The sequence below is a fragment of the Agromyces sp. NPDC056523 genome (assembly GCF_042794545.1).
Lineage (GTDB): Bacteria > Actinomycetota > Actinomycetes > Actinomycetales > Microbacteriaceae > Agromyces.
On record NZ_JBHTTM010000002.1, the window covers coordinates 740,982 to 760,708 of the forward strand.

The window sequence follows — 19,727 nt, forward strand, 5'->3', positions numbered from 1 at the left end:
CCAGGGTGCCGTCCGTCGGCAGGGCGTCGGATGGCGCCGCCAGAACGGCGGGCCGGGCCTCACGCTAACACGGCCCGACGCACCCCTGAAATGGGGACCGCTGCCCATCGAGATGCATGAATCGGAGAGCGGCCTCCGCCCGTCGGGATCGCGTCAGGCCGAGGTCGACGGGCCGCCGTCGGCGCCGGCGCCGTCGAGCAGCACGAGGTCGTCGGTGCTGACCAGCCGCGTCGCGACGGCATACTCGACGAGCCGTGCACGGCGGTTGACCGCAAGCTTGCCGCGTCCGCCGCGCAGCCCGTCGACGCCGATCTTGTCGAGCTTCTCGCACACGTTGTCGAGCTTGCGGTTGAACGTCGTCATGCTCCAGCCCAGGCGCGCCGCCGCCTCGGCCGACGAGGGCACGGTCGCCCGACCGGCCGACGGCTGCGACAGCACGTGCTCGGCGAGCGCCACCACGAGCTGTCGCTGGCTGGTCGTCAGCGTCACCGGGAGGATCGTGGTACCGCCGTCGGCCGGCGCGGCCGTGAGCGACGTGTTGTAGAAGTCCTCCTCGGCATGGATCGTGAAGTCGTAGGTCGTCGCCCCCGCGCTGAACATGACGTGGACGGCCTGGAAGACGAGCGGCAGCTTGGCGCCCGGCGCGACCCAGGCCTGGACGCTGCCCGTGGCATCCGAGACCGTCGCCGACAGCAGCTGCCCGACGTTCGAGAGCCACCACAGCCCGAACTCGCTCGAGAGGGTGAGGAAGGTGCGATGCAGGTAGGGATTGTCGTCGATCGTGAGGTCGGACTCGCGGCCGATGGTGAAGGTCCGATCGGCCTCGACGGTGTACCACTCGCCGCAGTACTCGACGCGGAGCGGCCTCATGGCGAGCACCCCGTGACCGGCTCGGACGTCTTGCTCCCGCGTTGCACCTGCACCTCGATGCACACCGTCGCGCCGGCGGCGACGCCCTCGACGACGATCTCGGGTCCGGTCGCCACGGCCGTCGCGCCCGAGCCGTCGGCGCGGTGCCAGCGATAGCGGTCGCCGTCCTGGGCGTCGGCGTGGGTGACGGCGAACACGACGCTGCCGTCGGCGGCGCGCACGCCGTCGGCCACGTCGGGCGCGGGCACTCGCGCCGCGATGACGGCATCCTCGGATGGCGCGTCCGTCGCACCGGTATCCCCACCGGGGCCGCCGAGCGCTCCCCCGAGCGCGATCGCGGCACCCACCGCGACGAGCAGGGCGGCCGACGCGGCGGACGCGATCGCGATCGCGATGCCCGTGCGGCGACGGGACGGCGCCGGCGACCCGGGCGTCGCGGTCGTGACCGTCTCGCGCACCATCGCGCCGGCTCCGCCGCGGAGCATCGTGCCGTCGTCGACCGCCTCGGCCGTCGCCACGGCGGGCGCCTGGGCGGCGACCTGGCGGACGCTGCGCGCACGGGTGACGTCGTCGTCGGGCGCCTGGACCTGCGTGGCATCCGGGATCGGGGGGATGACCGGCGCGGGCGGCGCATCGGCGTGGACGACGCGCACCGACCGCGCCCGCGTGGCCGCCTCCTCCTCGCCCGCGTCTCCGGCCGTCCCGCCCGGCTCTTCGGAAGACGGCGCGCCGCCGGGCAGGCTCGGCACCTCGATGCCGGTCACCGAGTACCCGAGCTCGAGCTCGATGCGCTGCAGGGCGCGTCCGAACTCCACCGCGCTCTGGGAGCGGTCCTCCCGATGCACGGCCATGCCGGTCGCGAGGACCGACTCGAGGCTCGCCGGCACGTCGTCCCGGCCGATCGGCGTGATGCGGCCGCGCTCGATCCGACCGATCAGGTCGAGCGGCCCGTTCGAGCGTCCCGGGACCTCGAACGGCGTGCGGCCTGCGAGCAGCGTGTGCACGGTGGCGGCGAGCGCGAAGACGTCGCTGCGCGTGTCGGGCCGCGGGTCGTCCTCGAACAGCTCGGGCGGCGACCACGGCACGCTCATGCCGACCGCGGCGCGGTCGGACCCCGTGCCGGAGCCCGTCGCGCCCGGATCGGACAGGAACGACATCGTGTGCACCGGTAGGTCGCCCTCGAGGTCGGAGGAGATGCCGAAGTCGCTCAGCGCCGGCCAGCCGTAGTCGTTCGTGAGCACGTTCGCAGGCTTGATGTCGCGGTGCAGGATGCCGGCGGCGTGCGCGGTGGCCACGGCGCCCGAGAGACGGATGCCCGTGCGCAGCGCATCCTCGACGGTGAGCGGCTGCCGCTTGTACCGTTCCGACAGGCTCGGGCCCGAGCAGTACTCCATGACGAAGTACGGCCGGCCGTCGGCCGACACGTCGGCATGGAAGATCGTGACGATGAACGGGTGCGCCGACAGCCGCGCCATCAGGTTGGCCTCGGCGACGAACTGCGCGCGCGTGCCCGCGTCGATGTCGTCGGCGAGCAGCACCTTCACGGCGACCTTGCGTCGCGGCAGCCGCTGTTCGTACAGGAACACGTCGGCGAAGCCGCCGGAACCGAGCAGGCCGAGCGGCGTGTAGCCGGGCAGGTCGGGCGGCGAGGAGGGCGTGCGGCGCATCAGCGCACCACCACCTGGATGGTCCAGCCCCCGCCGAGGTCGATGACCGTGTCGGGCAGCACGGGGGTGGCCTCGGCGGGGCGCAGGCGCACGGGCGACTGACCGGGGGCGACGATGTGCGTGCCGTTGCGGGACTCGAGGTCGGTGACCACGGCCGTGCCGCCCTCGACCGCGACGCGCAGGTGCGTGCGCGAGATGTCGGGGTCGCCTGCGCCGATCACGACCGGACGCGGCATGCGGGTCCCGGTCACGCGGCCGATGGCGGGCGCCCGACCGAGCACGAGTTCGCCGACGATCGGCTCGATGGCCCCGTCGGGCAGGCGGAGCGCGAGCGCAGTCGCTCCGGCGGGCGCATCGGCGGGGCGTGCGGAGGCCTCCTCGCGGACACGCTCCTCGCGCAGCCGGCGGATGTCGGCGCTGGCGACCGTGAGCCCGTCGTGGTCGCCGAGGATCGCCGGCGGCGCAGCCGAGGCATCGGCCGCGATCCCCGGGGGCGGCACGATCACCGTCGTCGAGACGGCGGCCTCGGCCAGATCGGGGCCGCGCGGGATGCGCGGACGCTCGGTGCGGGAGAACCCCACGACCGTGTCCTCGGGCACCATCGTGCGCTCGTCGGGCCGGTCGACCTCGACCGGCCGCGCAGGTTCGGGCGACGGGGCCGACGCGTGCGGGGCGGGTCCGCTCCGTTCGGCCGACCCGGCGAGAACGGATGCCGCGGCCGGCGCCTCATCGGCCGTCCACTCGACCGCGCAGGCCGCGACGACCCCAGCCAGGAGGGGAAGGCGCGACTCGGCGGATGCCGACGACCGAGTGCCGTCCACGTCATCGGCCAACGCCCGCACGACGGGCTCGTCGCCGACGACGCGCTCCTGCCACGTGGACACCTGCGCGCCCGACACCTCGACCTCGCCGAGTCGCACGGTCAGCGGGCCGCGCACGACGGCGCGCGCGGTGCCGGCGGCGCGCTCGCGCACCACCAGCGCGAAGCTGGGCGTGGCGGCCACGCCGCCTGCGGCCAGTCGGTCGATGACGCGGGCCGCGGCATCCGGCGCACCCAGGGTCGGCCACAATGCCGCGACGTCATCGCGGCGCTCGGCCGGCAGCATCAGCAGCGCATCGTCGCGCACGGCGACGAGCCAGCGCGCCCGCTCGTCAGGCAGGTAGTCCGCCACGCTGGTCCCCCGTTCCCCTCGGCCTCGTCTGCTCGACCTCGTCGGGCAGCGCCGCCTCGCGATCCCGTGTCGCGCCGTCCTCCTCGGCCTCCCCGCCGAGATCGGACTCGACGACCACGGCCGTCACGTTGTCGCGTGCTCCGGCAGCGAGCGCGGCCTCGACGAGCTCGCCGGCGAGGCCCGCGGCGTGCATCGCATGGCCCGCGAGGATCTGCGCGATGCGCTCGTCCCCGACCTCCTTCGACAGCCCGTCGGAGCAGATCAGGAACACCTGACGCCCGGCCGCGGGAATCAGCCACACGTCGGGTTCGACGACGTCGTCGGCGCCGACGGCGCGCGTGATGACGTTGCGGTCGGGATGGCGCTCGGCGTCGTCGCTGCTGATGAGGCCCGCGTCGACGAGCTCCTGCACCGCCGAGTGGTCGACGGTGACCTGCTGCAGTCGTCGTCCGTCCCAGGCGTAGACGCGCGAGTCGCCGACGTTGAAGACCATCCAGTGCACTCCGCGACCCTCGCCGGCGTCGACGAGCACCACACCGGCCACCGTCGTTCCGGCCACGGCCGTGCCCTCGTCGCCGTCGGCCGACAACGCCCGGACCACCTCGTTCGAGCTGTGGATCGCGTCGAGCACCTGCTCGGGCGTCGACGGGCGACCCGTGTCGAGGTGTCGCGTGAACGTGTCGACCACGGCGCGGCTCGCCGCATCTCCGCGAGCATGACCGCCCATGCCGTCGGCGACCACGTACACCGGCGCGTGCGCGAGCAGCGCATCCTCGTTCACGGAGCGGACGTTGCCCACATGCGTGCGGGCGCTGTGCGCGATACGCGCCGAACCGCTCGGGATGGGGACGACACCGCTGCCATCAGACGTCACGAGAATCGGATCCTCTCTGAAGGGTTCGGGTCGTCGCCGAGGCGCAGTCGCTCAACGCTAGCAAGCGCCGGGCGCCCGCCGCGCATCGCGACCGCGACTGTGGAGAGGCTCAGCGCGGCGCGGAGGTCTCGTCGCTCGCGCGCTCGGCGCGGTCGCCCTCTTCGGTGAAGTGCGGGATCTCCTCGCCGAGGGTGTGGCCGCGACGGCGTGCATCGAGGTTGGCCTTGACGAGGCTCGCGACGGTCGCCACGGCCATCGCCCCGATGATGACGGCGAGCGAGGTCCACGTGGAGATGTCGGGCGCCCACTCGATGTGCTCGCCGCCGTTGATGAAGGGCAACTCGTTCTCGTGCATGGCGTGGAGCACGAGCTTCACGCCGATGAAGGCGAGGATGAACGCGATGCCGTACTTGAGGTACTCGAGGCGCTCGAGCAGCCCGCCGAGGAGGAAGTACAGCTGGCGCAGGCCCATCAGGGCGAACACGTTCGCCGTGAAGACGATGAACGGGCTCTGCGTGATGCCGAAGATCGCCGGGATGGAGTCGAGCGCGAAGATCAGGTCGGTCGTGCCGATGGCGACGAACACGATGAGCATCGGCGTGAAGAAGCGCTTGCCGCCGATCACGGTGCGGAGCTTGATGCCGTCGTAGTCGTTGGTGATCGGCAGGCGACGGCGCAGCACCCGGATGAGCGCCGAGTCCTTGCCCTCGTCCTCGTGGTCGCCGAAGGCCTGGTTGAAGGCCGTCCAGAGGAGGAACGCGCCGAAGATGTAGAAGATCCAGCTGAAGTTCGCGATGAGCTGCGCGCCGAGCAGGATGAAGATGCCGCGCAGGATGAGCGCGAGGATGATGCCCACCATGAGCACCTCCTGCTGGTACTTCCTCGGCACCGCGAACCTGGCCATGATGATGACGAACACGAACAGGTTGTCGATCGACAGGCTGTACTCGGTGAGCCATCCGGCCAGGAACTGCGCACCGTGCTCGGCGCCGCCGAACACGAACATCAGGCCCGCGAAGATCAGAGCGAGCACGATGTAGAAGACGACCCACAGCGTCGACTCGCGGAACGACGGCACGTGCGGCCGCTTGATCACGATCAGCAGGTCGGCGACGAGGATGAGGGTCAGCACGATGAGCGAGCCGACTTCGAACCAGAGGGGGAGCTGGGTCACGAGGCGCCTTTCGAAGGGTGAGCAGGGACGGTGGAGTCCGAAAGTCTCTCCCGGCTGCACCGTGGTGCGCCGCCACGACCGGAGCGGCATCGGCGGCGCTCGTACTGACGATCGTGGCCCGGGGCGCGAAACCCCGGCGGGATACTCCCCTTCGCTCGGACGAGTCTAGCGGGCGATCCGCGACGTGCCGAACATGACGAAACGCCCCCGGCATGACTGCCGAGGGCGTTTCGGTGTGTTGGTGACCCCAGCGGGATTTGAACCCGCGCTACCGCCGTGAGAGGGCGGCGTCCTAGGCCGCTAAACGATGGGGCCTCGTCGCAACGTGTTCGAGTATGTCATACGCGTTGCGCGCATTCCAAATCGAGGGGTCGGGCACCTCCGACCGGGCACGTCAGGCGTACACGGACAGCGCGCCGGGCACGACCTCGACCTCGACCGGCAACGTGCCGATCCGCTCGCCGTCCGCGTACGCGACGATACCGTCGGCCTCGAGCCGCACGCGTTTCGCCTGGGCGAACTCCACGGCGGGATGGTCGACGTGCTCGCCCGCGAACACGCGCGGGAACACCGAGATGAGCCCGAGGCGCGACAGGGGATGCACGATGAACGCGTCGAGCAGCCCGTCCGAGAGGTCCGCGTGTGGCACGATGCGCATGCCCCCGCCGAGCGACGGAGCGTTGGCGATCGAGACCAGCATCGCCGTCTGTTCGCGGCGCACCCCGTCGAGCGTGATGGCGTAGCTGCGAGGGCGGAACGTCGCGAGCTCGCGGACCAGGGCGAGGGTGTACCGGCTCGAACCGCGGGGTCGCACCATCCGGTTGGCCCGCTCGTTCACCACGGCGTCGAACCCCGCCGAGAGCACGCACGCGAACCAGGTCCGCAGCTCTCCGTGGTGCACCAGCCCGAGGTCGACGCTCTGCGGAGGACGCCGGAGCGCGTCGACCAGCGCGTCGATCGCCGCCTCGGGATGCTCGTGCGGGAGGCCGAGCGCCCTCGCGAAGTCGTTGCCGGTCCCCGCGGGGACGACGCCCAGCGGGACGCCGGTGCGCGCCAGGATGTTCACGCCCATCGAGACCATGCCGTCGCCGCCGACCACGACGAGGCCGTCGGTCCCCTGCTCGAATGCCGACTGCGTCTCGCGGCGCAGCAGCTCGAAGTTCTCCTCGCGGAGCAGCGCGACCTCGTATCCCTCGTCGGTCAGGCGCTCGGCCACGGCCGGGCCGACCCAGCGGTTGCGCCCGAACGAGGCGTACGGGTTCACCGCGATGAGGAGTCGGCGGGGGCCACGCGTCATGCTGCGATTGTGGCAGGCAACCCCGTTGCGCGTGCCACGGACACGGGTGTTGGCTCTGAGCATGCGCGTCACCAAGCTCGAGCACGCCGCCCTCGTCGTGGAGCACTCCGGCAATCGACTGTTCATCGACCCGGGCAAGTTCACCACCCCGATCACGGAATCCTCGGGTGCGCTCGCCGTGGTGGTGACGCACCAGCACGACGACCACTGGACGCCCGAGCAACTCGGCCGCATCCGCGACCGCAACCCCGACGTGCGCGTCTTCGGTCCGGCCGGGATGGCCGACGCGGCCGCCGAGGCCGGCATCGAGGTCGAGCCCGTCGCGCCGGGTGACGAGGTCGAGATCGGCCCATTCCGGGTGCGCTTCTTCGGCGGCCGGCACGCGATCATCCACGCGTCGATCCCGGTCATCGACAACCTCGGCGTACTCGTCAACGACGCGCTCTACTACGCGGGCGACTCGTTCGAGATCCCGCAGGGCGTGCAGGTGCAGGCGCTGGCCGCACCGGCCGGCGCACCCTGGATGAAGATCGCCGAGTCGATGGACTACGTCATGGCGGTCGCGCCGCGGCGCGCCTTCCCCACCCACGAGATGGTGCTCTCACGCGCGGGCAAGGACCTCTCGAACGCCCGGCTCGAGTGGGCGACCGAGCAGGGCGGCGGGGAATACCTCGCGCTCGAGCCCGGCGACTCGTTCGACCTGTAGCGGTCCCACAACGCGGGGCGGCCGACCTCGACGGCCCTTGGCGGAATCCACCGAACTTTCCCGCGGTGCGTTGACGACTCCACAGGGCGTCTGCCAGATTCGTGCCACTTTCGCGCGCGCCGGGGCGCCGAGGGCCGGATGTCGCGGCCGCAGGTCTCCGCGTCGCGTCACGAGTGGCGGCGCGCCCGCACCACCGCGCCGTCGACCTGCATCCCCCGACCCGGGCCGTTCGGCGTGCCCGGCCCACAGGAGACTCAATGACGAGAATCGACCACGCGCCGCACCGGCACGGCGTGGGCGTGCGGATCGCGGCGATCGCCGTGACGATCGCGCTCATCGCCCTGGCGGCGTTCTTCCTGCTCACCACCAACACCATCTCGGCGGGGGCCAAGAGCCTCTCCGACGGCGCCGGACAGGCCGACGCCGGGTCATCCGAGGTGGCCGACGGCGCCGAGCGGCTCGCTGCGGGAGCCGGCGAGGTGAGCGATGGCGCCGAGACGGCGGCCGCGGGCGCCGACAAGGTCGCCGACGGCGCCGAGAGCGCTGCGGCGGGTGCCGCGAAGGTCGAGGCCGGCGCCCAGAAGGCGGCCGCGGGTGCCATCGTGCTGTCGGATGGCGCGGCGCGCAGCGCCGCCGGCGCGAACGACCTGTCGGCCGGGGCGGAACGCGCCGCGGGCGGCTCGACCCTGCTCTCCGACGGCATCTCTCGCGCGAACGACGGGGCGACCCGCCTCGCGGACGGGGCGGGCCGCACGTCCTCCGGCGCGGGCGCGCTGGCAGGCGGCGCCGCGAGCGCGAGTGCGGCGGCCGGCACCATCGCCGGCGGAGCCGCCTCGCTCGACGCGGGCGTCCGCGCGCTGGCGGACGGGGCGAGCAAGCTGGACTCGGGCGCCGGCACCCTGGCCACCGGACTCCAGCAGGCCGACGCGGGCGCAGCGGCGCTCGCGCAGGGCTCGGTCACGCTCGCGGCCGGCGCGGCGTCGGTCCGGGACGGCGCGTCCGGCGTCGCCGCGGGCAGCGCCGACCTCTCCGCCGCACTGACGGCGTTCCATGCCGCGCTCGTCGATTCGGGTGCCGACGCGGCACTCGTCGCGCAGGCCGCGGCGCTTCGCGACTCCGCCGCCGGCCTGTCCGGCGCTGCCGGCGCCGTCTCGGCCGGCTCGAAGTCGGTCGCCGCGGGCGCCGAGTCCACGCGCGCCGGACTCGGCACGCTGTCCGCGGGCGTCCACTCGGCGCACGGCGGCGCGGTGGCCCTGCGCACCGGCGCGACGGCGCTGTCGGATGGCGCGGACGCCGCCGTCGACGGATCGGGCCGGCTCGCCGCGGGCACTGCCGAGCTGTCGGCGGGCACCCGACGAGTGGCCGACGGCGCTTCGGCGGTCGCCGCAGGCGCGGCCCAGGTCAGCAGCGGTGCGGCGAACCTGCGCGGCGGTACGGCCACGCTCGACGTGAAGGTGGACGAGCTGGTCGCGGGCACGGAGAAGCTCGCGAGCGGCTCCGCGGAGCTCGCCGCCGGAGCGCAGCGTCTCTCGACCGGCGCGAGCGAGCTCGCGATGGGCACGGGCGCGCTCTCGACCGGCGCGACTGGCCTGTCGGACGGCCTCGACGAACTCGCCTCCGGATCCTCGGAGCTCGCAGTCGGCACGCAGACGCTCGCCGACGGGAGCATCATGCTCGCCTCGGGGGCGACCGACCTCTCCGACGGTGCGGCCGAGCTCAGCGACGGCAACGGTCAGCTCGCATCCGGTTCCGCACAGCTCGCCGCCGGCACGCAGGGCGTCTCGCCCGGGGCGCTGCTGCCGTGGATGCTCGTCTTCGGGGCGCTCGTGCTCGCCGCGCTGGCCGCATGGGCCGTGCACCGCATCCGGCACAGCCGGCTGGCGGTGGCATCCGCCTGACCTCGGCGCGGCCGACCGAAGACGACGTCAGGAGGGCGCACTGCTCATTCGAGCGGCGCGTCCTCCTCGCCGTCGGTGCCATCGGTGCCATCCGTGCCGTCCGTGCCGTCTGTGCCCTCGGTGCCGTCCGTGCCGTCGGGATCCGGATCGGGGTCCGGGTCGGGAGACTCGTCGACCACCTCGATCGCGACCGTCATGCCCGCGGCCGGCCCGCCCTCGGGCTTCACGCTCAGCACGGTCTGGAAGACGCCCACCCCGCCCGCCGTGAAGGCGAGCGTGATGGCGCAGGCATCGTCCGCGGAGACCACGGCGCCGCTGCATCCGTCGCTGTCGACTGAGAACTCGGGCTCGGATCCGATCGCGATGGACTCGATCCTCACCGGCTCCGAGCCATCCGCGTTCACGTCGAAGTGAGCGAAGTACGGCATGCCGTCCGGGAACTCGACGGTCGGGCGGCCCTGGCCACCCGTCTCGACCCAGGTCAGCCGCACTTCGTTGGTCTCGACCGGCAGCGGGTCGGGACCTGGTTCCGGCTCCGGGTCGGGAGGCGGGTCCGGATCAGGTGCCGGTGCGGGCGAGGTCGTCGGTTCGCCCGTCTGCTGTCCGGGTTGCGCGAGCGGGTCCGCAGTCGCGCATCCGCCCAGGAGTGCGAGCAGCAGAACGGCCCCGGCCGCACCCGTCATGCGTGGGATGTCGTCCATCTCATCCACCTCCAGCCGTGAATTCGAGTCGGATGTCGGCGTCGTCGCGCAGCACGATCACCGGGCCGTTCCCGCTGCGCCATCCATCGGGCAGCAGGAAGTACGAGCCGCCCGACTTCAGGAGCAGGCGCAGTCCGTCGTACCGGATCGTGAACCGCCCGCCGTCCTCGACGGCCCGCGGCTCGACGGGGGTCGTGAGTCCGAGCGGGGCCGCGCTGAACACCGCGACAGAGGGCAGTCGCTCGAGCTGCTGCTCGACGTCGCGCCCGCGCCCGCGCCCGAGTGCGTCGGCGTAGAGCGTCGACGCCCAGAACAGGCTCGCGACGACGATCGTCGCGGTCAGGACCACGCCGCTCCGGCCCCACAAGCGCGCGAGCCGCAGGCGAGGGTCGGATGCCGTGCGGCGCAGGACGGACGCCGCGGTGCCGGCGAGGGTCGCACTCACACCCAGCAGGAGCGGCGCCGCGAGGTAGTGCGCGCCGGGCGCGAACCCCACGAACATCGCGCGCAGGGCGATGACGATGCCGAGGAGCGAGAGGGCGAGCACGACGGTGGCGCCGATCCGAACGGGATGGCGCATGCCGGGCCGATCCAGCAGCACGTTGACCCCCGCGAGCAGGCTCACCCAGACCAGCCCCGCGAGGCAGATCAGGATCACCGGGACGATGACCGCATCCGCGCTGCGCAGGATGTAGTCGGTGGGCGTGAACCCGAACACGCTGGCATCGACGCCGAGGTACCGGCTCCGCGCATTCGTGAGCGTCCAGCCGAACCAGAACGCCAAGGCCGTCAGGACGGTCGTGAACGGCACGAGCACGCCCAGCCACTCGATGACGACCTTGGAGGTCGATGCGGGCGGCGGGGGCGGCGAGTCAGTCGGCGGTGAGTCCTTCGAGGAGGCCGTCGCGGTTTCCGGAGGCGCAGCGGGTCCCGAGTCCTCGTGAAGTTCGGGGACGCGGCCGTCGACCTCGTTCGGATCGTCCATCGCGCTGCTCCGGATGCCACGGGCCGGCTCGAGTCCGACCTCGTGTGGGAACCAGCGTGGCACGCCCGCGCCACCGCGTCATCAGGGACGTCACCGAATCAGGCCGACGATCGGTCGGTGCGCGTTCTGCGCATCAGTCGTTGCCGCGGCCGTTCCCATTGCCGTTGCCGTTCCCGTTGCCGTTGCCCGGCCCGGAGTCGTCCCCTCCGTCGCCGCCGCCATCGCCGCCGTCGCCGCCGCCATCGCCGCCGTCATCCACGGAGCCGTCGGGCGAGGAGCCGGGTCCGGTCACTGGTCCCATACCCGCCTGAGTGAACGGAGCGCCGCCGTATTTCGCCGCGGCCACGGACATGACCTCGGGCCACATGCGGTGCCGTGCAGTCGCGGCGCTGCCGGTGTCGAACGAGATCCCGCGCTGGTTGGCGTCGCCGTTCACGCTGATCACCGCGGCCGCCGTCGCGACCTTTGAGCTGGCGCCGACCATCCAGGTGTCCTTCGCGCCGTCGGTGGTTCCCGTCTTGCCGATGAGCGGGACGGATGGGACCGTCGAATTGTTGGACGCCTGGGCCGTGCCGCTCGTCATGACGGCGCCCAGCGCGGTGTGCATCGCGGCGGCCACCTCTGGCGAGACCGACTGCGTGCACGTCGACTTCGGCACGGCGACCTCCTCGCCGTCACGTCCGACGATGCGGTCGATCGCGACGGGCGTGCAGGTCAGGCCGTTGTTCGCGATCCCGGCGAAGGCCACGGCCATGCTGAGCGGCGCCACCTCGTTGGTGCCGATCACGGACGACGGCCCCTGCACGAGCGGGTCGCCGTCGGCGCGATGCACGCCGAAGGCCTCGGCCCGCTTCCGGATGTTGCAGAGGTCGAGCTCCTTCGCCATCCCGATGAAGCCCGTGTTGATCGAGCCGATCGTCGACTCCATCGCGCTGTAGTTGCCGCCCGACTCGTTCGCGTCGTTGCGCGGATTCCAGTTCCCGGCGAAGTGGGGGCCGAGGCAGCTGTCCTGGAACGTGCCCCAGTTGCTCTTGGGCCGCGAGTCCACCCGTTCGCCCAGGCCACGTCCGGAACTCAGCCACTCGGCGAGCGTGAAGACCTTGTACGAGGATCCAGGTTGGAAGCCTCGGGACCCGCCGTAGGCGAAGTCGGTGTTGTAATTGATGCTCGTGAACTGCGGGCCCTTGGCGAGGACCGCCGGATCCTGGCTGTACACGCGGTTCTCAGCCATCGCGAGCACGCGCCCCGTGCCGACCTGGACGCTCGAGATCACGCCGCCGACGTCCCATCCGGGGAAGGTCGCCGGGACGTGGGTGCCGATCGCCCGGACGGCGGCCTGCTGCAGATCGAGGTCGAGCGTCGTGTAGACGTCGTACCCGCCTCGACGGAAGTTGAGCATCCGCGTCTCCTGGTCCTCGCCGAACGTCGGGTCGTTCTGCAGGATGTTCTTCACGTAGTCGCAGAAGTAGGCGCTTCCGCCGGCGGTCTGGCAGCCCGTGCTCGGCTCGCGGATGCTCGGCTCGACGGGCGTGGCGATCGCGGCGTCGTATTCGGCCTGCGTGATCTTCTGCTCCGAGAGCATGCTTCGAAGGATGTAGTTGCGGCGGCCGGTGTTCTCGGCGTAGCTGTTCGCTGTGCCGTTCGTCTCGTTGTCCGGCTGGTCGAGGCGGAACTTCCCGGGGTTGTTCACGATCGCGAGGAGCGAGGCCGCCTGCGGCAGGGTCACGTTCGCGGCTGACGTGCCGTAGTAGTAGTTCGCGGCCGCCTCGATGCCGTAGACGGTGCCGCCGAACCCGGCGATGTTGAGGTAGCCGAGCAGGATCTCGCTCTTGGTGTAGCGCTTCTCGATGCCGATCGCGAGCCGCATCTCCTTGAGCTTGCGGTCGATGGTCGTCTCGGTGACGGTGTCGTAGCAGCCGTCGGCCTCCTCGGGCGAGGCGGCGTTGCGCTCGCATTCCTGTACGCGCACGTTCTTGACGTATTGCTGGGCGATGGAGGAACCGCCCTGGGTCTCGCGGCCGGTCGCGGTGGTGGCGGCGGCGCGCATCGTGCCCTGGAGGTCGACGCCGCTGTGCTCGTAGAATCGCGGGTCCTCGCCAGCGATCGCGGCATCCTTCACGTACTGGTTGATCTGGTCCCAGCCCACCTCGACGCGGTTCTGGTCGTAGAACGAGGCGAGCAGCACGGCCTTGCCGTCGGACTGCGTCGCGTAGATGTTGCTCTTCTCCGACAGCTCGCCGATCTCGAGGTAGCTCGGCAGGTTCTCGAACATCGAGATGGTGCTGGATGTCGCGACTCCGACGGCCGCGATGGCGGGCGTGACCGCCGCCGTGAGGAGCATGGCCGCCGCCGCGCTCGCCGCCACCAGTCCGACGATGCCGCCGACGATGCCCACCGGCGTCCGCGTCTCCTGGAAATCGCGGTTGCGCATGTTGCGGAACCCGGGCTCCATCGACCACCTCCGAGTTCGCTGGCGCCGGACTTCCCGGCACCCGTTCGGGGGCCGCATCGACCCTCGAGAACCATGGAACCTCAGCGGGCGGGAGTTGTCCAGCCGAGGGGTCGGCACGCCGCGAATGCGGAGGGCCGGAGGGTCGGGCCCCGGTCCTCGCCGATCGGATTCCGGCGGCCGGATCCTTCGTCAGCCGGCGGCAGTCGAAGGCTCGCGCTCCACTTCGCGGTGCTCGATCTCGTCGACGTGCGCGCGGGGCATCGCCACGGCACCGGCGATCGTGGCGACCGCCGCGATCACGACGCCGACGAAGACGGCGGCCGAGGCCGCCTGGATCGCTGCGGCAGAGTGCGCGCCGAGCCCCGAGGCACCGATGACCGCGTTGGCGACGGCACCGAAGATCGCCACGCCGACCGCGCTGCCCATCGAGCGCAGGAACATGTTCGCCCCGGTCACGACGCCGCGCTCCGACCACGGCACCGACGACTGCGCGGCGATGAGGGTGGGCGAGGCGACGAGGCCGAGACCGAGGCCGACGACGAAGCAGGCGATCGCGGTCGTGATCGGGTTGGGGACGAACGTCGCCACCACGAGCCCGGCCGTGCCGAGCACGGCGATGCCGAGGCCGAGGAACGCCGTGTTGCGGAAGCCGATGCGCAGGAACAGGCGCCCCGACTGCGATGCCGAGATCGGCCAGCCGAGCGTGAGCGCGGCGACTGCGAGTCCGGAGACGATCGGCGACGCGCCCGCCGAGATCTCGAGGAAGGTCGGCACGTACGAGGTGAGTCCGATGAGCACGGCGCCGACGCCGAACGACATGAGCGAGGTCGTCACGATGAGGCGCCGGGAGAACACCCAGAGCGGCAGCACCGGCTCGGCCGCGCGTCGCTCGATGATCACGAACACCACGAGCAGCAGCGCCGCGACGGCGAACGCGCCGATCGACTGCCACGAGTTCCACGCCCAGGCCTGGCCGCCCTCGAGCACCGCGAGGATGAGGAGGGTGAGCCCGACCGTGAGCACGGCCGCACCCGCGATGTCGATCCGGTGCTTCTTGCGCTCCACAGTCTCGTGGTAGTTCCGGATGAGCATCCACGCGGCGAGGATGCTCAGTGGGATGTTGACGAAGAAGATCCAGCGCCACGAGAGGAACTCGGCGAAGACCCCGCCGAGCGAGGGTCCGATGACGGATGACGCGGCCCACACGCTCGCGATGTAGCCCTGCACCCGGGCGCGCTCGCGCACCGTGTAGATGTCGCCCGTGATCGTGATCGACACGGGCAGCACAGCGCCGGCGCCGAGTCCCTGGATCGCGCGGAAGACGATGAGCGAGGTCATGTCCCACGCGAAGCCCGCGAGGATCGAGCCGACGAGGAACGTGCCGATGCCGACCAGGATGATCGGCTTGCGGCCGATGGTGTCGGCGAGCTTGGCGTAGACCGGCACCGAGACGGCCTGGGCGAGCAGGTAGATCGAGAACAGCCACGGGAACTGCGCGAAGCCGCCGATGTCGGCCACGATCGACGGCACGGCCGTCGCGAGGATCGTGGCCTCGATGGCGACGAGCCCGGTGCACAGCATCAGGGCGATCAGCACGGGCCCGCGTTCGGAGCGGAATCCCACGGCGGTCTGCTCGGTCACGTTCCTCCTCAGCGGGCCGGCCGCGCGGAGCAGCCCCCTCTGAACGCAACGCGAGAGAGCGCGCGGCATTCCCCGGCTCGCCGGCCCAAGATCGGGGCGCGGCCGGCAGCCGGGCCGGGATGCCGCGATTCCCCCCGATCGGGGCGCAGTGCACCATGATCGCTCGGCGTAGGATCCGGCCAGGTCACGCTGACGGGGGGACGCATGGCTGTCGTCGGTGGTGCCGCCGCGCCGGCACCGGAATCAGTTTCGGATTCGATCACCGGGTGGGTGGACGCGCGGAGGCCGCGCGCAGCTCGTGTCCTGACCGCGGTGTACCTCCTGCTGGCCGCGTTCATCATCGTGCTCGAGATCGACCGGCTGATCGCGGGCTCGTTGAGTCAGGACGGTCGGAGCTCGCCGCTCGGCAGCGTGATCGGGCCGTTCGCGCTGGCGAGCAGGGAAGCGTGGGGCTACTGGGCATCCAACGCCGCAGCCGGCACCGGCTCTGTGGCGTGGCTGATCGGAATCTCGGTCGCCGTCGACCTGCTGATCATCGTGATCTACGTCTGGATTTTCCGCCGGCTGATCAGGCGCATGACGGAAGCCCGGCGGTCGGCGGCGCGCGCCGTGCTCTGGACGGCGGTCGGATTCGAGGTGGCGGAGTTCGTTCTGCTCGTTGCGGGCGCCATCCTGCTCGCGGTGGCCGGCCCAGCCCACGAGATCGTGCGGGCCGAGTGGTTCGGTGTTCTCGTGGCGCTCGCTTCCACAGGGAAGTGGGTCTTCCTCGTGCTGCTCGTCGTGCTGCTCCTTCGCGATCATGTCGAGGGTGTGCGTCGTTCGGGATCACGAGGGTTCATCGCCGAACTGGCAGTGCGCATCGGTCAGGCGCTGTGGGTGCATCGTCTGTCGGCGTTCCTGATCGCGCTTCTCTTCCTGTTCGCGTGCATCCCGTCCGATGGCGTGCTCGACCAACTCCCCGACATCCAGCGCCAATGGGTGGGCATTGGCTTGCCCGGGCTGGGTCATGCGATCGCCGCCGGCGTCGCGGTCGGTGTGGCAGCGCTCTGCGCACTCGTGCTGGGTCGGGCGCGCTCCCGTGCCCTGGTCTCCGCGGCGGATGGGTTCAACCCACAATCGGTGCCGACGAGCGGGCGCGACGTGATCTGGTGGCTGGTGCCGATTGGCATCTGGGTCGTCCTGTTCCTCTTCACCCTGTGGACGACCAGCGAAGCGGATTTCGCCCCGATCGCCGCGGTGTTCCTCGCCATTCCGGCCGTCGTGATCGCCTCGTACTTCGTCACCGCATGGTGGCCGTCGAATATCGAAGGACGCGTCGACTATCCGGTGCGCGCCGAGTACGCCTGGCTGATCGGTGATGTGACTGCCGCGGCGACCGTCGGCATCGGCGGGCTCGGCTTGATCCGGTCGTTCACCGCGCCGGTGCTCGCCGGGCCCGTCCTGAGCGGTGGGGGCTGGCCGTACGCCGGCTCACTGGCGGCGCTCATCACCGGCGTCGTCGTCGTGATGGTGGCGCCGAGAATCGTGCTGTGGCACGCCAACCAAGTTGCCCTCCTCAATCCGGCGCAGCGCCTCGACCGCGCAGAGGACGCCCCGCTCGCTCATCGGCACCGGACCCTCATCGTCGGCTTCTTCCTCGCCGGCGTGGCGATCCTCGCGCTCCTCGCGTTCTTCCCGATCCACCTGGCAGCACTGGTCGGCGGGGCGGCGGTCACCGTGCTCGCGCTCACTGCATGGGGCGCGGTGCTGGGCGCGTTCACGGTGGCATTGCAGGACCGGCAACCGGCGCCGATCTTTCGCGTCATGCGCTTGCGCGCGAATCCGGTGCTGACGCTCGCGATCACCATCCCATTGATCGTCTCGATGATCCTGGCGCTGGTGGACCGCGACGACCCTGACCTACACGCCGCCCGGGGAGCAGTCGAGGCCGCCCAGGCCGGTAGCACGGAGGCGCAGAAGGGCTTCCGCTCCGTGGTCGACGCACGCTTGGCCGCGCTGGCCGAAGCCCAATGCCTCGCGACCACCGAGGGCGGCGAGACATTCATCCCGGCAGTGGTGGTGGTCGCCGAAGGCGGTGGCATCCGCGCGGCGTACTGGACGACCCGCGCCCTCGAGGCGCTTCGGGATCATGGTGGATGTCTCGCCGACTCCATCCTCTTGAGCAGCGGTGTCAGCGGCGGTTCGGTGGGTCTCGCCGCCACAGCGGCCAGCAAGAGGGAAACCGGCGCAAAGACGGACCTGGGGAAGCTGGCCGGCCCCGCGACGGTCGGCACCGGCGTCGCCGGTCTGCTCGTCGGCGACCTGCTCGCAACCGACACCGGCATCCACTTCCCGTCGTTTTGGGAGCAGAAAATCGCCTGGCGCGACCGTGCCGCACTCATCGAGCAGACCTGGATCGACGCGGTCCCGGGGCTCAAGAGCGCCGTGACGCTCGAGGCGTCGGATCGCATCGGCATTCCGGTACTGAATTCGACCGACGCGCGGAGCAAGTGCAAGCTGCTCGTCGCGAGTGAGGTCGCAGGGTCGGGCGAGCTCACGTGCGCGTCCAGCGCGATGTCGCCTGCGGCGACGCTCCCGATGGGCTCGGGCTGCTTCGCCCGGATGGATTGGGCGACCTCGGCCATGCTTTCGGCACGGTTCCCGATCATCACGCCGGCCGCGCGGTTGGGCGAGCGTAACGATTGCGGGACGGAAGACCTGCAGTTGATCGACGGGGGGTATGCCGAGGGGTCGGGACTCGGCACCGCGGCCGATCTCGCACCGACGATCGCCGACGCGATCGCCGAGCGGAACGCCGAACACGGCGATGCGAACCCGATCGTGCCTGTCCTGGTGTTCCTGAAGAACTCGGCGGGGTACGACTTGCGGGAGGACCTCGACGCGGTCTCCGCCGAGCCTCTGGTCCCGGTCGTCGGGTTCGCGGCGGCATCGAAGCAAGCGGCGCAGGCGGCCTGGATACAGCGCATCGGCGGCGCGTTCGGAACGGTCGGCACGGAATCGGATGCCGCGCATCGGGCGATGGAGGACGTCGCGGGCGTGATGCCCGCATTCACCGTCGTCGTCGCGCCATCGACCGAGCCGGCGGTCGTGCCGCCACTCGGCTGGGCCCTCTCGGGATACAGCACTGAGAGCCTGGATCGCGCGATCCGGACACAGCTGTGCCCCGCGATCCACGATGACGTCCCGACGCTGCGCAGCCTCACCGACATGGTGCCTGACGCGATGCCGGCGACCTGCGACGACAAGCCTGAGGCCGTCTCCGACCGTTAGGCACCCGGGCACGATTCCGGTTGCCCGCCGAACGTCTGCGGATGTCGCCCGGCAACATCGCTCGATCCTTCGGCCTTCCGGCTGGTGATGGTCAGCGTAGCGGCGGGGTGTGGAGCTCCCGCAGTATGCTGGGCACCCTGCACAGACGACGGCGACTCGTCGACATCGCGTCCCGGACTGTGTTCTCGGAAGGACCGTGATGCACGTCGTACTCGAATACACCTATGCCGACGACTACCTGCAGGCTCGCGAGGCGTTTCGATCGGCGCATCTCGCCGCCGCATGGGATGCCGTCGAGCGCGGTGAGCTGCTGCTGGGCGGCGCCGTCGGTGAGGGCCCCTTCAGCGGTCTGCTCGTCTTCCAGGGCGAGAACGCCCTCGAGGCTGCCCGGTCGTTCGCGAAGGCAGATCCCTATGTCCTGGGCGGCGTGGCGACGGCGTGGACCGCCCGCCCATGGACGACCGTCGTCGGCACCGATGCGAGCACCCCCGTCGGGCGCCCATAGGCGGTGCGGCGCACCCTGACTCAACTCAGCTCGTCGCAGATGTCCCTCGTGCGACCGGACGAACCCGTGATCGTGAAGATGGCCTGCGCGTCGATCTCGTACGTCACTCGACCGACGTAGAGCGTGGTCGAGGGGCCGGCCGGCACGTCGCTCGGGTACAGGATCACCACATTGTGTCCCGTGCTCCTGACCGTCGAGGTTCCATCCGCGTCGAGGGTTGTGCTGGTCACGGAGCCGTTCCCCCTCAGCGAGACGGTCGCCTGGGTAATGGCGTTCGTGAACGTGAGGTCATTGCCACGTCCCGCCGTGAGCGTCCGGACGATATTCCCCTCGGAGTCGGTGAATTGCCGTGTGATCGCCGATCCCGCGGTTACCCCGACTCGCAATTCGAATTCGCACGCCGTGCCGGCCTCAAAGACAAGTTCGAAATCCGCGGCCGATGCCGAGACGGGTGCCGCAATGGATGCCAATGCTGCGGCGACCACCGCCGCTGCCCCTCGACGTCGAAGAATTCC

At 71.1% G+C, this 19,727-nt stretch carries 15 protein-coding genes and 1 tRNA gene; 4 read left to right on the forward strand and 12 right to left on the reverse strand.

Going from position 1 to position 19,727, the window contains the following annotated elements:
* Positions 1-153 precede the first annotated feature (153 nt).
* The 7 genes from ACFQ58_RS10385 to ACFQ58_RS10415 all read right to left on the reverse strand — a co-directional run bounded on the left by ACFQ58_RS10385 (position 154) and on the right by ACFQ58_RS10415 (position 7,054).
* The gene (locus ACFQ58_RS10385; protein WP_376950994.1) at positions 154-870 is read right to left on the reverse strand and encodes a hypothetical protein; all 717 of its coding nucleotides are present in this window, start codon (positions 868-870) and stop codon (positions 154-156) included.
* The gene (locus ACFQ58_RS10390; protein WP_376950996.1) at positions 867-2,537 is read right to left on the reverse strand and encodes a serine/threonine-protein kinase; all 1,671 of its coding nucleotides are present in this window, start codon (positions 2,535-2,537) and stop codon (positions 867-869) included. Before ACFQ58_RS10390 ends, ACFQ58_RS10385 begins: the two co-directional genes overlap by 4 nt.
* Positions 2,537-3,709 (reverse strand): FHA domain-containing protein, encoded by a 1,173-nt coding sequence (locus tag ACFQ58_RS10395; protein WP_376950997.1) that lies wholly within the window; start codon positions 3,707-3,709, stop codon positions 2,537-2,539. Before ACFQ58_RS10395 ends, ACFQ58_RS10390 begins: the two co-directional genes overlap by 1 nt.
* Positions 3,690-4,583: a PP2C family protein-serine/threonine phosphatase gene (locus ACFQ58_RS10400; RefSeq protein WP_376950998.1), complete on the reverse strand. Its 894-nt coding sequence runs from the start codon at positions 4,581-4,583 to the stop codon at positions 3,690-3,692. The genes ACFQ58_RS10395 and ACFQ58_RS10400 overlap by 20 nt, the downstream gene beginning before the upstream one ends.
* 109 nt (positions 4,584-4,692) lie before the next feature.
* Complete coding sequence (locus tag ACFQ58_RS10405; RefSeq protein ID WP_376950999.1) at positions 4,693-5,757, reverse strand: TerC family protein; 1,065 nt, start codon at positions 5,755-5,757, stop codon at positions 4,693-4,695.
* Positions 5,758-5,996: 239 nt separating this feature from the next.
* Positions 5,997-6,072: transfer RNA gene (locus ACFQ58_RS10410), tRNA-Glu, on the reverse strand.
* Positions 6,073-6,151: 79 nt separating this feature from the next.
* A complete protein-coding gene (locus ACFQ58_RS10415; protein WP_376951000.1) occupies positions 6,152-7,054 on the reverse strand; it encodes a diacylglycerol/lipid kinase family protein in 903 nt (300 codons plus the stop codon).
* A 61-nt stretch (positions 7,055-7,115) separates the two neighbouring features.
* Between ACFQ58_RS10415 and ACFQ58_RS10420 the strand changes: the two genes are divergently transcribed.
* Positions 7,116-7,760: an MBL fold metallo-hydrolase gene (locus ACFQ58_RS10420; protein ID WP_376951002.1), complete on the forward strand. Its 645-nt coding sequence runs from the start codon at positions 7,116-7,118 to the stop codon at positions 7,758-7,760.
* A 257-nt stretch (positions 7,761-8,017) separates the two neighbouring features.
* The gene (locus ACFQ58_RS10425; protein WP_376951003.1) at positions 8,018-9,658 is read left to right on the forward strand and encodes a hypothetical protein; all 1,641 of its coding nucleotides are present in this window, start codon (positions 8,018-8,020) and stop codon (positions 9,656-9,658) included.
* A 44-nt stretch (positions 9,659-9,702) separates the two neighbouring features.
* On the opposite strand, the gene ACFQ58_RS10430 is transcribed toward ACFQ58_RS10425, so the two are convergent.
* The 4 genes from ACFQ58_RS10430 to ACFQ58_RS10445 all read right to left on the reverse strand — a co-directional run bounded on the left by ACFQ58_RS10430 (position 9,703) and on the right by ACFQ58_RS10445 (position 15,377).
* The gene (locus tag ACFQ58_RS10430; RefSeq protein ID WP_376951004.1) at positions 9,703-10,359 is read right to left on the reverse strand and encodes a hypothetical protein; all 657 of its coding nucleotides are present in this window, start codon (positions 10,357-10,359) and stop codon (positions 9,703-9,705) included.
* Position 10,360: 1 nt separating this feature from the next.
* Complete coding sequence (locus ACFQ58_RS10435) at positions 10,361-11,344, reverse strand: hypothetical protein (protein WP_376951005.1); 984 nt, start codon at positions 11,342-11,344, stop codon at positions 10,361-10,363.
* A gap of 133 nt (positions 11,345-11,477) precedes the next feature.
* A complete protein-coding gene (locus tag ACFQ58_RS10440) occupies positions 11,478-13,796 on the reverse strand; it encodes a transglycosylase domain-containing protein (RefSeq protein WP_376951006.1) in 2,319 nt (772 codons plus the stop codon).
* Between the two features lie 189 nt (positions 13,797-13,985).
* Positions 13,986-15,377, reverse strand: coding sequence for an MFS transporter (locus ACFQ58_RS10445; RefSeq protein WP_376951124.1), 1,392 nt, complete (start codon positions 15,375-15,377; stop codon positions 13,986-13,988).
* Between the two features lie 264 nt (positions 15,378-15,641).
* Between ACFQ58_RS10445 and ACFQ58_RS10450 the strand changes: the two genes are divergently transcribed.
* A complete protein-coding gene (locus ACFQ58_RS10450; protein WP_376951007.1) occupies positions 15,642-18,707 on the forward strand; it encodes a hypothetical protein in 3,066 nt (1,021 codons plus the stop codon).
* A gap of 199 nt (positions 18,708-18,906) precedes the next feature.
* A complete protein-coding gene (locus ACFQ58_RS10455; RefSeq protein ID WP_376951008.1) occupies positions 18,907-19,212 on the forward strand; it encodes a YciI-like protein in 306 nt (101 codons plus the stop codon).
* 20 nt (positions 19,213-19,232) lie between these two features.
* Here ACFQ58_RS10455 and ACFQ58_RS10460 read toward each other — a convergent pair whose 3' ends face one another.
* A complete protein-coding gene (locus tag ACFQ58_RS10460; protein ID WP_376951009.1) occupies positions 19,233-19,697 on the reverse strand; it encodes a hypothetical protein in 465 nt (154 codons plus the stop codon).
* Positions 19,698-19,727: the final 30 nt, after the last annotated feature.

What these genes read in the sequence shown, in the direction of transcription:
- ACFQ58_RS10425 (WP_376951003.1), top strand. Translation starts at nt 8,018, where the DNA reads ATGACGAGAATCGACCACGCGCCGCACCGGCACGGCGTGGGCGTGCGG.
- ACFQ58_RS10430 (WP_376951004.1), bottom strand. Translation starts at nt 10,359, where the DNA reads ATGGACGACATCCCACGCATGACGGGTGCGGCCGGGGCCGTTCTGCTG.
- ACFQ58_RS10390 (WP_376950996.1), bottom strand. Translation starts at nt 2,537, where the DNA reads ATGCGCCGCACGCCCTCCTCGCCGCCCGACCTGCCCGGCTACACGCCG.
- ACFQ58_RS10455 (WP_376951008.1), top strand. Translation starts at nt 18,907, where the DNA reads ATGCACGTCGTACTCGAATACACCTATGCCGACGACTACCTGCAGGCT.
- ACFQ58_RS10445 (WP_376951124.1), bottom strand. Translation starts at nt 15,377, where the DNA reads ATGCTGTGCACCGGGCTCGTCGCCATCGAGGCCACGATCCTCGCGACG.
- ACFQ58_RS10450 (WP_376951007.1), top strand. Translation starts at nt 15,642, where the DNA reads ATGGCTGTCGTCGGTGGTGCCGCCGCGCCGGCACCGGAATCAGTTTCG.
- ACFQ58_RS10435 (WP_376951005.1), bottom strand. Translation starts at nt 11,344, where the DNA reads ATGGACGATCCGAACGAGGTCGACGGCCGCGTCCCCGAACTTCACGAG.
- ACFQ58_RS10420 (WP_376951002.1), top strand. Translation starts at nt 7,116, where the DNA reads ATGCGCGTCACCAAGCTCGAGCACGCCGCCCTCGTCGTGGAGCACTCC.
- ACFQ58_RS10440 (WP_376951006.1), bottom strand. Translation starts at nt 13,796, where the DNA reads ATGGAGCCCGGGTTCCGCAACATGCGCAACCGCGATTTCCAGGAGACG.
- ACFQ58_RS10415 (WP_376951000.1), bottom strand. Translation starts at nt 7,054, where the DNA reads ATGACGCGTGGCCCCCGCCGACTCCTCATCGCGGTGAACCCGTACGCC.
- ACFQ58_RS10385 (WP_376950994.1), bottom strand. Translation starts at nt 870, where the DNA reads ATGAGGCCGCTCCGCGTCGAGTACTGCGGCGAGTGGTACACCGTCGAG.